Genomic DNA, 12,686 nt, shown 5'->3' on the forward strand with positions numbered 1-12,686 from the left:
CCCGACGAAACGCCAACCCGGTCCACCGCACCGCCCCGGCACCGTCGCGCCGCGCTGCGGGCCAGCGGCCTCATCGCCGCCACGTTGGCCCTGCTCGCCGTCGCAGTGCTCAGCATCACCGTCGGCGCCAAGCCGATCCCACTCTCCGATGTGTGGCATGCCCTACTGGACCCCGACGCCGCCGAGTACGCCGTGGTCCGGCAGATGCGTCTGCCGCGTACGCTGCTCGGACTGCTCGCCGGCACCGCCCTCGGCGTCGCCGGCGCGGCGATGCAGGCCCTGACCCGCAACCCGCTCGCCGACCCCGGCCTGCTCGGCATCAACGCCGGCGCCGCCGCCGCGATCGCCACCGCCGCGCTGCTCCTCGGCGTCGGTGGCGGCGGCCAGGTGTGGTTCGCGCTGCTCGGCGCGGCCGTGGTCACCGTCGGCGTGTACGCGGTCGGTGGCGGGCGCGCGGCCACCCCCGCCCGGCTGGCGCTGGCCGGCGCGGCGCTCAACGCGGCCCTCTACTCCTACGTCAGCGCGGTGATGCTGCTCGACTCCGCCGGCCTGGAGCGGCTGCGCTTCTGGACGGTCGGATCGCTGGCCAGCGCCGACACCGACACCGTGCGGCAGGTGCTGCCCTTCATCGCGGTCGGGCTGCTGGCCGCCCTGGCCGCCGCCCGGCCACTCAACGCGCTGGCCCTCGGCGAGGACACCGCGCAGGCGCTGGGCGCCCGCCCGGCACTGATCCGGGCCGGTGTGATCATGGCCATCACCCTGCTCTGCGGCGCCGCCACCGCCGCCTGCGGCCCGATCGTCTTCGTCGGGCTGCTCGTACCGCACCTGGTACGTGCCCTCACCGGGCCGGACCTGCGCTGGCTGCTGCCGTACTGCGCGCTGCTCGCCCCGGTGCTGCTGCTCGGCGCGGACGTGCTCGGTCGGGTCCTCGGCCGCCCCGGCGAGCTCCAGGTCGGCATCGTCACCGCGGTGCTCGGCGGCCCACTCTTCCTCTGGCTGGTGACCCGGACGAGGACGGCCCACCCATGATCGTGATCCGCACCCCGGGCCGGCTCTCCCTCCGGCTGCACCCCCGCGCCCTCGCGGTGGGCGCCACCTGCCTGCTGTTGTCGCTCGCCGTGGGCGTGCTCGCCGTCGGCCACGGCGACTACCCGATGTCCCCGGCCGACGTGCTGCGCACGCTGGCCGGCGGCGGCAGCCCCGCCGAGGAGTTCATCGTCACCGAGCTGCGGCTGCCCCGGCTGGTCACCGGGCTGGCCGTCGGCGCCGCGCTGGCCCTGGCCGGCGCGGTCTTCCAGTCGCTGGTCCGCAACCCGCTGGGCAGCCCCGACATTCTCGGCTTCACCCAGGGCGCGGCGGCCGGCGCGCTCGTCGTGGTGGTGCTCGGCGGCAGCAGCGCCGCCCTCGCCGGGGCCGCCGCGGCCGGCGGCATCGCCACCGGCCTGCTGATCTACCTGGTCGCCTGGCGGCGCGGCGTGCACGGCTACCGGCTGGTGCTGGTCGGCATCGGCATGTCGGCCATCCTCACCGGCGTCAACGGCTACCTGCTGACCCGTGCGCCGCTGATGGAGGCGGCCCGGGCCATGCTCTGGCTCACCGGCAGCCTCGACGGCCGGGGCTGGTCCGACGCCGCCCCGCTGCTGGCCGCCCTCGCGGTGGCGGTGCCGGTGCTGCTCGCCTGCGGCCCGGCGCTGCGGATGACCGAGCTGGGCGACGACGCCGCCAGCGGACTCGGGGTGAGCGTGCACCGGCTGCGGATGCTGCTGCTCGCCGCCGCGGTGCTGCTGGTCTCCCTCTCGGCGGCCGCCGCCGGCCCGGTGGCCTTCGTCGCGCTCACCGCGCCGCACCTGGCCCGACGGCTGACCCGGGCGCCCGGCGCCAACCTGCTGCCGGCGGCGGCGGTGGGCGCGCTGCTGACGGTCACCGCCGACCAGGTGGCGCTGCGCGCCCTCCCCGGTCAGCTCCCGGTCGGCGTGGTGACCGGCGTGATCGGCGGCGGCTACCTGGTCTGGCTGCTGGCCACCGAACGCCGGGCGGGCCGGCTGTGACGACCACCAACGAGAACGGAGCAACCAGCATGCCGACCTCCCGGCTGGGCGGAAGCGGGCTGCGGCTCGCCTACGACCGGCGCGTCGTCGCCGAAGACCTGACCGTCGCCGTCCCCGACCGGTCCTTCACGGTCATCATCGGCCCGAACGCGTGCGGCAAGTCGACCCTGCTGCGGGCGCTGTCCCGGCTGCTGAAGCCGGCCGCCGGGTCGGTGCTGCTGGACGGGGAGGACATCCACCGCCGGCCGGCCCGCGCGGTGGCCCGCACGCTCGGCCTGCTGCCGCAGTCGCCGATCGCGCCGGACGGCATCGGGGTGGCCGAACTGGTCTCCCGGGGCCGCTACCCGCACCAGGGCCTGCTGCGGCAGTGGTCCCGCGACGACGAGCGGATCGTGGCCGAGTCGATGGCCGCCACCGGGGTCGCCGACCTCGCCGACCGGCTGGTCGACGAACTCTCCGGCGGCCAGCGGCAGCGGGTCTGGCTGGCCATGGCGCTGGCCCAGCAGACCCCGCTGCTGCTGCTCGACGAGCCGACCACCTACCTCGACATCGCCCACCAGATCGAGGTGCTCGACCTCTGCGCCCGGCTGCACGAGGAGCAGGGCCGCACCCTCGTCGCGGTGCTGCACGACCTCAACCACGCGGCCCGCTACGCCAGCCACCTGATCGCGATGCGCGGCGGGCGGGTGGTCGCCGCCGGCGAACCCCGCGAGATCGTCACCGCCGGCCTGGTCGAGGAGGTCTTCGGGCTGCCCTGCCGGGTCATCGACGACCCGGAGACCGGCACCCCGCTGGTGGTCCCGGCGGCCCGCATCCGCACCGGTACGGTGACGCCGTGAACAAGCACAGTGACGGTGCGGACGCACGACGCTACCGCGACGCGTGGGGCATCCCGCACCTGCGCGCCGCCGACCACGGGTCGCTGGCGTACGCGCAGGGCCGGGTCACCGCCCTCGACCGGGCCTGGCAGATCGAGGTGGAGCGGCACCGCTCGCAGGGCACCAGCGCGGCCTTCCTCGGACCGGACGCGGTGGCCTGGGACAGCTTCGCCCGCCGGGTCCGGCTGGACGACACCGCACGGCGCTGCCACGCCGCCCTCGACCCGGCCACCGCCGGATGGGTGGGCCGCTACGTCGACGGGGTCAACGCCGGGCTCGCCGCGGGCGCGGCACGGGCACCCGAGTTCGCCGCCACCGGCCTGACACCCGGCTGCTGGCAGCCGTGGACGCCGCTGGCGCTCTGGCTCACCCACCACGTGCTCTTCGCCGGCTTCCCCACCAAGCTCTGGCGCGAACACGTGGCGCGCACCCTCGGCCCGTCGGCCGCCGGGCTCTTCGCCGTCGACGGTCACGTCACCTCCGGCAGCAACGGGTGGCTGCTCGCCGGGGAGCGCACCGCCGGCGGCGCGGCGCTGATCGCCGGCGACCCGCACCGGTTCATCGAGGCCCCCGGCATCTACCAGCAGATCCGGCTGGCCTGCCCGGAGTACGACGTGCTCGGGCTCGCGGTGCCCGGGATACCCGGCATCGGGCACTTCGGCCATGCCGGCGAGGTCGCCTGGGCCATCACCAACGCCATGGCGGACTACCAGGACCTGTACGCCGAGCGGCTGCGCCGCCGGGACACGCTGGTCGAGGCGTACGGGCCGGACGGGTGGCGGCCCGCGTACCGGCGGGTCGAGACGATCGAGGTGGCCGGCGCCGAACCGGTCGAGGTCGAGGTGATCGAGACCGAGCGCGGGCCGGTGATCTCCGGCGGCCCCGACGACGACCCGGCCGTCACGGTCAGCCTGCGTCACCCGCCCCGGGTCACCGGTGAGCTCGGTTTCGCGGTGCTGCCGGCGCTGCTGCGCGCCCGTACCGTCGCCGACGTGGACGCGGCGCTGGACGGCTGGGTGGAGCCGGTCAACGTGGTGCTCGCCGCCGACACCGCCGGTGGGCTGCTGCACCGGGTCGCCGGCCGGGTCCCGGACCGCCACCCCGACAACCGCCTGCGGGTGGTCCCCGCCTGGGAGCCGGAGCACGCCTGGCGTGGCTGGCACCCCATGCCCAGCTCCCCGATCGACGGGGTGGCGGTGATGGCCAACGACCGCGGCATCGCCGCCGGGCTGGGCGTCGAGTTCGCCCCGCCGTACCGCGCCGACCGGATCCACGCGCTGCTCACCGCCGGCACCGGTTGGCTTCCCCAGCAGATGGCCACCGTGCACACCGACACCCAGCTGGCCGCGGCCGGGCCGCTGCTGGAGCTGCTCGCCGGGCTGACCGGGCTCAGCACGGAGGCCACCGACCTACGCGAGCGCCTGCTGCGCTGGGACCGCCGGATGGCCGCCGACAGCGTCGACGCGGCCACCTTCGCCGACCTGCGCGCGGCCGTGGTACGCCGGCTCGCCGCCCACCCGGCGCTGGCCGCCCTGGCCGAGCCGCCGGCCTACCCGGAGGTGTTCCGGCCCTGGCTGGCCCTGCTCCCCCGGGTCGGCTACGCCGTGCTGCCGCTGCTCGACGCCGACCTGCCCGGCCTGGACCGGGACGCGCTGGTGCGGGCCGCCGCCGAGGAGGTCGCCGCCACCGCCGACACCGGCACCTGGGGCCAGCGGCACCGGCTCACACCGTGGCGGGCGCTACCCGACCCGGCCGCACCGCCGGGACCGGAACTGGCCGGCGACCACGACTGCGTGCTGGCCACCTCCAGCGTTCCCGGGCTCACCGACCTCTGCCTGCGCGGGCCGGCCGCCCGCTACGTCTGGGACCTGGCCCGGCGTGAGGAGAGCCGGTGGGTGGTGCCGCTCGGCGCCACCGGCTCCGGGCCGCACCGCGACGACCAACTGCCCCTTTGGGTACGCGGCGAGCTGATCGCGGTGACCTGCGACTGGGACCGGCTGACCGAGGAGCACCACGATGACTGACCCGCATCACTACGAACGTCACGTGCCCGGGTTCGGAGTGGTCACCTTCCGGCCGGTGGACCCGGACGCCGACGCCGACGTGATCCACGACTGGGTCAGCCGGGAGCGGGCCCGGTTCTGGGGCATGCGCGACGCCGACCGCGACCGGGTCGCCGAGATCTACCGGTACGTGGACTCGCTGCCCACCCACCACGCGTACCTCACGCTGCGCGACGGCGACCCGGTGGCGCTGTTCCAGACCTACCAGCCGGAACACGACCCGGTCGGCGAGTGCTACCCGGTACGCCCCGGCGACCACGGCGGCCACCTGCTGATCGGTACGCCGGTGCGGCCCGAGCCGGGCTTCACCGGCACCCTGCTCGCCGAGTTCATCGCCTTCGTCTTCACCGACCCGGGTCGGCTGCGGCTGGTGATGGAGCCGGACGCGCGCAACGACAAGGCGATCGCCCGGCTGCGACGGGCCGGCTTCGTCGAGGGCCCGCTGATCGACCTGCCGCACAAGCGGGCCCGACTGATGTTCCTCGACCGCGCCGCCGGCCCGGCGGCCCGGCAGGACGCCTGATCCAGAGGATCGTCACTCGAATTCCTCGTGCCCGGCCCGCCCTGTCGGTGGGCAGTGGCCCGCGGCGCACCACGCCCCGCTCGGTGTGCCGGCGCCGCCTCTGCGCGGGCGTTAACAGGGGGCCCTTCCTCTACCCCAGGCGTTAATAGGGGGCCCTTCCTTTCATGCGGTTGCGGGTGCATACATGGGGGTCTATTTTTAAATCTGCCAATCGACAAGTCCTGTCGACTGACGTCGAAATGCCGTCGAAGCGCTTCGAATAGTTTCGACACGGTCAACGAAGGGAGTCGACAATGCTCAGAACGGCGCGCCTCGGGATACCGGCGCTCATCCTGGCCGCGATCATCGGGGTGACATCAGCCCCCGCGCATGCCGCGGTGTGGAGTTCCTCCGATCGTTGGGGCACGTGGACCAACGGCGGCTACACGCTCTACAACAACATCTGGGGCAGCGGGTACGGGCCGCAGACGATCTGGGCCAACTCGTACAGCAACTGGGGTGTCTGGGCCAACCACCCGAACACCGGTGGGGTCAAGTCCTACCCCAACTCGACCCGCGCGGTGAATCGCCGGCTCAGCTCGCTCCAGAGCGCGACCAGCAGTTTCAACGTGAGCGTGCCCAACGCCGGGGCGTACACCAGCGCTTACGACATCTGGGCCGACGGGCACACCTACGAAATCATGCTGTGGATGAACAAGTACGGCCCGGTCGGCCCGCTCGGCTCATTCCAGACCAACGCCTCCGTGGGCGGGCACAGCTGGGCCGTCTACCGCGGCTCGAACGGCTCCAACCAGGTCTTCTCGTTCATCCGCACGTCGAACACCAACTCCGGCAGCGTCGACATCCGGGCCATCATGAACTGGATCCGTGCCCGCGGGTGGTTCGGCGACGTCACCCTGAGCGAGGTGCAGTTCGGGTACGAGATCACCAGTTCGTCCGGCGGCATGAATTTCAACACGAACAGTTTCTCCGTCTCCTTCTCCTGACCGTCGTCATGGCCGGGCCGGGCGTCGGCCCGGCCATGCGTCGGCCGCGCGGCGAACTCCCACCACCGGAACGTCCAGGATGTTCCCGCCGGCGGGCGGCGAACAGGACGGAGTCGGACGCCGGTCGCGGATGACGTACGGGATGTGTCATGGTGGTCGCCGTGTCGGGGGCGATCGGGATCTGGCTGTCCGACGTCATCAGCGCCCACGACCTGGCCCGGCACGCGGCGAGCAGGCTGCTCGGCGTTGATGTCGACCGGGTCGCGCTCGGCCGGGAGCCGGGCGGCCGGCCGTACGTCGTCGGGACACCGGGGTTACATCTGACCGTCAGCCATTGCCGGGACGTGGTGGCGGTGGCTGTCACCGAGCAGGGACCGGTGGGCATCGACGTCGAGCAGGTGCGGCCGTTGCCCGCCGCCGACCTGGCCCGGCGCTGGTTCTCCGGCCCGGAGGCGGAGTGGGTCGCCGCACGCCCCGACGACTTCCTGCCGCTGTGGACCCAGAAGGAGGCGGTCGGCAAGGCGCTCGGCATCGGGCTACGCCACGGCGGGCTGCGCCGGCCCATGCCGCTGCCACCGGCCGCCGCGCTGACCGCCGCCCTCGCGGACCGACCCACCATGGCGGTGGGCGCGTGGCGTCGGGGCAGTGTCGTGATCGGTCTCGCCTGCGACTCGGTGGGGGCGCTGGGAGCCCCCACCGAGGTCAGGGTTGTTTCAGATTCGGCCAGGTGAGCGCGGCGGCTCCCCAGGTTGCCCCGGCCCCGAACGCGGGCAGGACCACCCGGTGACCGGGACGCAGCAGGCCGGTGCGCTGGCCGTGGTGCAGTGCCAGCGGGATCGAGGCCCCGGCGGTGTTGCCCACCTCCCTCAGATGCGTGATCGCTGCTTCGGCGGGCAGGCCCAGGTGTTTGGCGAGCGAGTGCAGAATGCGGGCGTTGGCCTGGTGACCGGCGATGCGGTCCACCTCGTTCACCGTCCAGCCGACCTCGGTGAGGGTGTGCCGGGTGACCTCCTCCATCCGCGTCACGGCGGTGACGAAGGTCGACCGACCCTGCATCCGGATGTACGCGGGAGTGGGGTCCCCGCCCAGCCTGGCCCGCGCGCCGCCGCCCTCGACCGTGATCAGGTCAGCCTCCGTCCCGTCGCTGTGCAGGGTGACCGCGAGGATCGCCCCCGGTTCGTCGGCCGCGCCGGCCCGCAGCACCACCGCGCCCGCGCCATCGCCGAAGATCGGCCGGGTGCCGCGGTCGGCCGGGTCGACCAGCGAGGTGAAGCTCTCCGCCCCGATCAGCAGCACCGTCTCGGCGAGGCCGGCCCCGATCAGCGCCCGGCCGCTTTGCAGCCCGTAGAGGAAGCCGGAGCAGACGGCCGAGATGTCGAACGCGGGCACCGTGCCCAGCCCGAGCCGGGCCGCCACGGTCGGGCCGGTCGCCGGGCAGAGCCGGTCCGGCGTGGTGGTGGCGACCACCACGTAGTCGACGATGTCCAGCCCGGCGCTGTCCAGCGCCTCCCGGCCGGCCGCCACGGCCAGGCCGCTCGTGCACTGCTCCGGGTCGACAACGTGACGCTGGCGGATCCCGGTCCGGGTGGTGATCCACTCGTCGGTGGTGTCCAGCTCGGCCGCGATGTCGGCGTTGGTGACGACCCGCGTGGGCAGGTAGGAACCGAGCCCGCAGAGTACGGCTGACCGGGCCATCAGAAGTCGAACTCGCTCTTGGCCTTGACCACCAGCTCGACCAGTCGTTCGCACTCCTCGGTGCTGTGCCCCGCGGTCAGCCCGACCCGGAGTCGACCCGCGTTCAGCGGCACGTGCGGGTAGACGAAGGCAGCGGTGAAGATGCCCTGCTCCATCAGCCAGTTCGCCACGTCGACGGTCTTCCGCTCGTCCCGCACCATGATCGGCACGATCTGGCTGCGGGTCGCCCCGATCTCCACCCCTGCCGCGCGTAGGCGGGTGAGCACCAGCTCCACGTTGGCTGCCAGATCGGCGCGCAGTCGAGCGCCATGCCTTTCCAGGTGGGTCAGCGACGCCAGGGTGGCGCCGGCGACGGCCGGAGCGGAGCCGCGCGAACTGGTGTACGACGGGGCCATGTAACGCAGCTCCCGTTCCAGCTCACGGCGGGTGAGCACGAACCCGCCGACACTGCCCAGCGCCTTGCTGAAGGTGGCCACCACCGCGTCGACCTGGTCCAGCACCCCGAAGTGCTCAGCGACGCCGAGGCCGTTGGGGCCGACCACGCCGAACGAGTGCGCCTCGTCCACCACGATGCGGGCGTCGTGTTTCTGCGCGAGCGCCGCGATCTCGTCCAGCGGGGCGTAGTCGCCGTCGGCGCTGTACAGGCCGTCCACGATGATGATCCGACGGCGCTTCTCCGTCGAACGCCGCAGCAGGCTCTCCAGCTTCGCCATGTTGCTGTGGGGGAAGGTACGCACCTCGGCGCCGGACAGCTGGCTGCCCATGAAGATCGAGACGTGGTCGGTGCGGTCGTTGATGATGACGTCGTCCTTGCCCGCCATCCGGGTGATGACTGCGAGGTTGGCCGCCATCCCGGACGGGAACAGGATCGCCGACGACAGTGGAGACAAAGCGCTCAACTTGGCCTCGATGTCGTGGTGGAGCCGAGTGTGCCCGCACAACAACTGCGCGCCGTAGGTGTTCGTGCCGAAGCGCTCGATCGCGTTGACCGCCGCCGCCTTCAGTGCCGGATGCTGGGACAGACCGAGGTAGTCACACGAACCGAACATCGTGAGATCCCGATGTCGATCCGTGGTGACCAGGTTGCCGTCGTTCGCCTCGATCACCGGAAAGAACGGGGAAATGCCGTCCCGTTCCCACTGCTCGTAGAATTCCTGGGACATCGCGATCTCCTAGAGCCGGTCCATGATGGCGGTGAGCAGCTTCGCGACGTCGGCCTCTCGGTCCAGCTCGAAGGTCTCGACCAGGTCCAGTTCCACGCCCAGCTTGCGTTCGAGGTTCATGAGCACCTCGGAGAAGGTCAGCGAGTCCATGTCCAGGTCGACCAGCTTGACTCCCAGAGACCCCACGGTGTTGCCGGTCTCCTCCTCGATCTCATGGATGAGGAGGGAGGCCAGCTGATCGGTGTCGAACGGGGTGACCGTCATCGGTGTTTCCTTCCTTCTGAGGGGTGCGGTGCAGCGCGGAAGGCCCCGTCGCCTTCCGAGCGGAGGTAGGAGGGGGTTTGGTCAGGGACGAGAGGCGGCGGCCGGCACGCGGGCGGCCGAGGAGGCGCGAATGACGCCCTGGCTCAGCAGAATGCCCAGCACGACGATCAGCGCGCCGACCGGCTGGTTCCAGGACAGCGTCTCGTCGAGCACGACGATGCCCAGCGCCACGCCGACCAGCGGCGACACATAGGTGACGGTGGACGCGGGGGTGGCGCCCCAGTCCTGCACGATCCGGGTGTTCCAGATGTACGCGATACCACTCGCCAGGACGCCGAGACACAGCACGCTGAGCAGGATGTTGCCGGTCACGTGCACCTCACCGGTGGCGACGAATGGCGCGACCACGACCATCATCGCGGCCGAGAGGGTCACCAGCACCGTGGCCACGGTGACCGCGTCGTACCGGTACTTCCCGGTCACATACCGGCGGAGGTGGGTGAAGGCGAGGCCGTAGCTGGCGGTGCCCAGCAGGCAGGCCAGCTGCGCGGGGCCGGTCGTGAAGCTCTCCACGAGATGCCACGGCCCGAGCACCATCACGATGCCGATCCCACCGAGCACGATCCCGGACGCGCGCAGCCCGCTCAACCGCTCCTCGGGCAGCAGCGCGAGCCCGATCACCATCGTCATCAGCGGGGTGGTCGCGTTGTAGATGCTGGACAGCCCGGACGGGATGTAGTTGGCGGCCCAGGCGAACAGCAGCAACGGCAGCACGCACAACAGGAATCCGACGATGCCCAGATGCTTGATCAAACCCCACTCCCGGGGCCAGGCGCGCCTGGTCACCAGCAGGATCAGGTTCAGGGTCGCCGCGCCGAGCACCAGCCGCCCCAACACCAACTGCTGCGGGGAAAGGCCGGCAATTGAGATCTTGATGAAGAAGAAGCTCGATCCCCAGGTCAACGACAGCGCCAGGTAGGCGAACAGGGTCGACCCCCGCGGTCTGGACATCAGCACTCCTAGAAGGTGCGGAGCCCCCGTCCGCCCGGCTCGACCTTTCCAGTCGCGCAAACCTTGACGCAAATGAATGTTGATTATGAGGTCATAAGTCGTTGTTATGATGACCTATTCGTCCGAATACACAAGGGAGAAGCGATGTCGGGGGTCGCAGATTCCGGCAGCAAAGACGACCGTTCGGTCAAGTCGTCCCGCATCACCATTGCCCAACTGCGCGCCTTCGTCGGCGTGGTCGAGCGGGGCGGTTTCGGCAAGGCCGCAGCGGCGCTCGGCACCACCCAGCCCGCCATCTCCCACGCCATCGCCAGCCTGGAACGCGCGCTCGGGGCCGACCTGCTCAACCGTCAACGCCGCCCGCTGCTCACCCAGTACGGGCAGGACCTGCTGCCACACGCCCGCTCCGCCATCGCGTCGGTCGACGCCTTCGCGATGGCCGCCGAGCACCGCCGCAGCCAGCTCTCCGGCCAGGTCCGCCTCGCCGCGCCGTCCACCGCCTATTACGGGCTCCTCCCGCGCTGGCTGAGCCGATGGAAAGACAGCGCCCCACGCATCGACGTCAAGGTTTTCGAGGCCGACGACGAGGAACTGCTGGAATGGCTGGCCAACGGCACCGTCGACGCGATCGTGCTGGTCGACCCGGACCAGGAGTGGCCGGGTAGCCTGCTGGTGGCGCAGGACGCCTTCGAGGCCGTGCTGCGCAAGGATCACCCGCTGGCCGCAGAGCCCCGCGTCGAACTGGCCGACCTGCTGGACGACCCGCTGATCGTCCGCACCGGCGGCTGCGCCGGACCGGTGACCGAGATGTGCCTGCGCGTCAAGAGCGACTTCTCGCCGACGTACGAGGTGCGTGAATTCGGCGCCCTGATCGCGATGGTGGCCAACCATCTCGGCGTGACCATCATTCCGTCGCTGGGTCGCAGCCTGCTCACCGACGAGTTGACGATGGTGCCGCTGCGGCCACAGGTGCAGCGATCGCTCTACTTCACCGGCCCCACGGACCGGCCGTGGAGCCCGCTGGTGACCACCCTCGCCGACGTGTTGAAGCAGGACTCTCCATCGGCCGGCGCGGCTCCGCCGGCTGACGAATCTCCGGACGGCGTCCCGGGTGCGGCATCACGGCGGTGACGAGGTCGGGGCGCTGGAGTAGCCCCACTCGCCGAGCGGCTTCTCCAGCACGCGCTCGACCGCGGCGAGCTGTGCCGCGGTCAACTCGTCGCGGTAGGCCGCCTCCCGGCCACCGTGGAACTGGTAGCGGCCGAACCCCTTCTCGTACCCGGGCGACCATTCCAGACCGAGGAAGTCCAGCATCCGGCCGACCTGCTCGCGCGGCGCGGCGATCACGTCCTCGTAGCGCACGTCGAGCCACTGGGCGGCGGGGTGCGCGGCACGCGCGTCGGCATAGGCCGCCATCAGCATCTTCCAGCCGAGCGCGGCGAGCACCGGAAAGGACCGGTCGTGCTCGGCCCATTCCTGCCGCAGGGCCGGTGGCAGCGGGCCGTACAGCCAGCCGTCCGGCCCTCGCCAGCCATCCCACCAGCCCATTTGTAGCCAGGAGTTGGCGACCGCCCGGCCGTCCCGGACCACGTTGATCACCCGCAGGTCGGGGTAGGCGGCATGCAGGAAACCGGTGCGCGGCCAACCGGTCAGGTGGTGCGAGAGCAGCCGGCAGCCCTGCCGGGCGATCCGCGTGTCGAAGAAGCCGCGCAGCCGGCCGGCGATGTACGGGGTGAGGTCCTCCGCCACCAGGTCCCGGCAGGGCCGGGAGAACCCGGCGAACACCTGCCGGTCGAGCAGGTGGTACGCCTCGGACGGGGCCACCCGCAACCGGCCCCGTTCGACCAGCCGACGGCTGTGCCGCAGCGAGGTCATGCCGACCGGGCGGGGCATCGAGCGCCGGTAGAGCGGGCCGTTGAAGCGGCCGGCGAGGTTGAGCCGGGACAGCTTGTCGTCCAGCCCGGAGACGAAGCCGACGTCGGGATGCCGCGACAGCAACTCCTGCACCAGCGTCGACCCGCACCGTCCGGTGCCCACCACCACTGACAGCACGAC

Annotated in this window: 13 protein-coding genes; 8 read left to right on the plus strand and 5 right to left on the minus strand. The window is 72.0% G+C overall.

The genetic code is table 11. The annotated features are described in order from the left end of the window. Nucleotides 1–84: 84 nt before the first annotated feature. The 7 genes from ACQPYA_RS16290 (at nucleotide 85) to ACQPYA_RS16320 (ending at nucleotide 7,229) form a co-directional block, all read left to right on the plus strand. Nucleotides 85–1,029, plus strand: a complete 945-nt coding sequence (locus tag ACQPYA_RS16290) for a FecCD family ABC transporter permease (protein ID WP_433527932.1) — start codon at nucleotides 85–87, stop codon at nucleotides 1,027–1,029. Beyond that, complete coding sequence (locus ACQPYA_RS16295; RefSeq protein WP_433527933.1) at nucleotides 1,026–2,048, plus strand: FecCD family ABC transporter permease; 1,023 nt, start codon at nucleotides 1,026–1,028, stop codon at nucleotides 2,046–2,048. Before ACQPYA_RS16290 ends, ACQPYA_RS16295 begins: the two co-directional genes overlap by 4 nt. Before the next feature lie 29 nt (nucleotides 2,049–2,077). Continuing rightward, nucleotides 2,078–2,887, plus strand: coding sequence for an ABC transporter ATP-binding protein (locus tag ACQPYA_RS16300; protein WP_433527934.1), 810 nt, complete (start codon nucleotides 2,078–2,080; stop codon nucleotides 2,885–2,887). After that, the gene (locus ACQPYA_RS16305) at nucleotides 2,884–4,950 is read left to right on the plus strand and encodes a penicillin acylase family protein (RefSeq protein ID WP_433527935.1); all 2,067 of its coding nucleotides are present in this window, start codon (nucleotides 2,884–2,886) and stop codon (nucleotides 4,948–4,950) included. The genes ACQPYA_RS16300 and ACQPYA_RS16305 overlap by 4 nt, the downstream gene beginning before the upstream one ends. Next, a complete protein-coding gene (locus tag ACQPYA_RS16310; RefSeq protein WP_433527936.1) occupies nucleotides 4,943–5,512 on the plus strand; it encodes a GNAT family N-acetyltransferase in 570 nt (189 codons plus the stop codon). The genes ACQPYA_RS16305 and ACQPYA_RS16310 overlap by 8 nt, the downstream gene beginning before the upstream one ends. Before the next feature lie 293 nt (nucleotides 5,513–5,805). Continuing rightward, nucleotides 5,806–6,498, plus strand: coding sequence for a glycoside hydrolase family 12 protein (locus tag ACQPYA_RS16315; protein ID WP_433527937.1), 693 nt, complete (start codon nucleotides 5,806–5,808; stop codon nucleotides 6,496–6,498). A 149-nt stretch (nucleotides 6,499–6,647) separates the two neighbouring features. Then, nucleotides 6,648–7,229 (plus strand): 4'-phosphopantetheinyl transferase family protein, encoded by a 582-nt coding sequence (locus ACQPYA_RS16320; protein ID WP_433527938.1) that lies wholly within the window; start codon nucleotides 6,648–6,650, stop codon nucleotides 7,227–7,229. Here the strand turns inward: ACQPYA_RS16320 and ACQPYA_RS16325 are convergent. The 4 genes from ACQPYA_RS16325 to ACQPYA_RS16340 form a co-directional block, all read right to left on the minus strand. Continuing rightward, complete coding sequence (locus ACQPYA_RS16325) at nucleotides 7,201–8,193, minus strand: beta-ketoacyl-ACP synthase III (RefSeq protein ID WP_433527939.1); 993 nt, start codon at nucleotides 8,191–8,193, stop codon at nucleotides 7,201–7,203. The two genes, ACQPYA_RS16320 and ACQPYA_RS16325, sit on opposite strands and share 29 nt — an antisense overlap. Continuing rightward, the gene (locus ACQPYA_RS16330) at nucleotides 8,193–9,356 is read right to left on the minus strand and encodes an aminotransferase class I/II-fold pyridoxal phosphate-dependent enzyme (protein WP_433527940.1); all 1,164 of its coding nucleotides are present in this window, start codon (nucleotides 9,354–9,356) and stop codon (nucleotides 8,193–8,195) included. The genes ACQPYA_RS16325 and ACQPYA_RS16330 overlap by 1 nt, the downstream gene beginning before the upstream one ends. Before the next feature lie 9 nt (nucleotides 9,357–9,365). After that, the gene (locus ACQPYA_RS16335; protein ID WP_433527941.1) at nucleotides 9,366–9,620 is read right to left on the minus strand and encodes a phosphopantetheine-binding protein; all 255 of its coding nucleotides are present in this window, start codon (nucleotides 9,618–9,620) and stop codon (nucleotides 9,366–9,368) included. An 81-nt stretch (nucleotides 9,621–9,701) separates the two neighbouring features. Further along, on the minus strand, nucleotides 9,702–10,631 hold the full coding sequence (locus ACQPYA_RS16340) for a DMT family transporter (protein WP_433527942.1): 930 nt from the start codon (nucleotides 10,629–10,631) through the stop codon (nucleotides 9,702–9,704). Nucleotides 10,632–10,775: 144 nt separating this feature from the next. On the opposite strand from ACQPYA_RS16340, the gene ACQPYA_RS16345 reads away from it, so the two are divergent. Further along, complete coding sequence (locus ACQPYA_RS16345; protein ID WP_433527943.1) at nucleotides 10,776–11,762, plus strand: LysR family transcriptional regulator; 987 nt, start codon at nucleotides 10,776–10,778, stop codon at nucleotides 11,760–11,762. On the opposite strand, the gene ACQPYA_RS16350 is transcribed toward ACQPYA_RS16345, so the two are convergent. After that, nucleotides 11,751–12,683 (minus strand): sulfotransferase family protein, encoded by a 933-nt coding sequence (locus ACQPYA_RS16350; RefSeq protein ID WP_433527944.1) that lies wholly within the window; start codon nucleotides 12,681–12,683, stop codon nucleotides 11,751–11,753. The genes ACQPYA_RS16345 and ACQPYA_RS16350 overlap by 12 nt on opposite strands. Nucleotides 12,684–12,686 lie beyond the last annotated feature (3 nt).

The organism is Micromonospora sp. CA-263727 (assembly GCF_050942455.1).
Taxonomy (GTDB): Bacteria; Actinomycetota; Actinomycetes; order Mycobacteriales; family Micromonosporaceae; genus Micromonospora.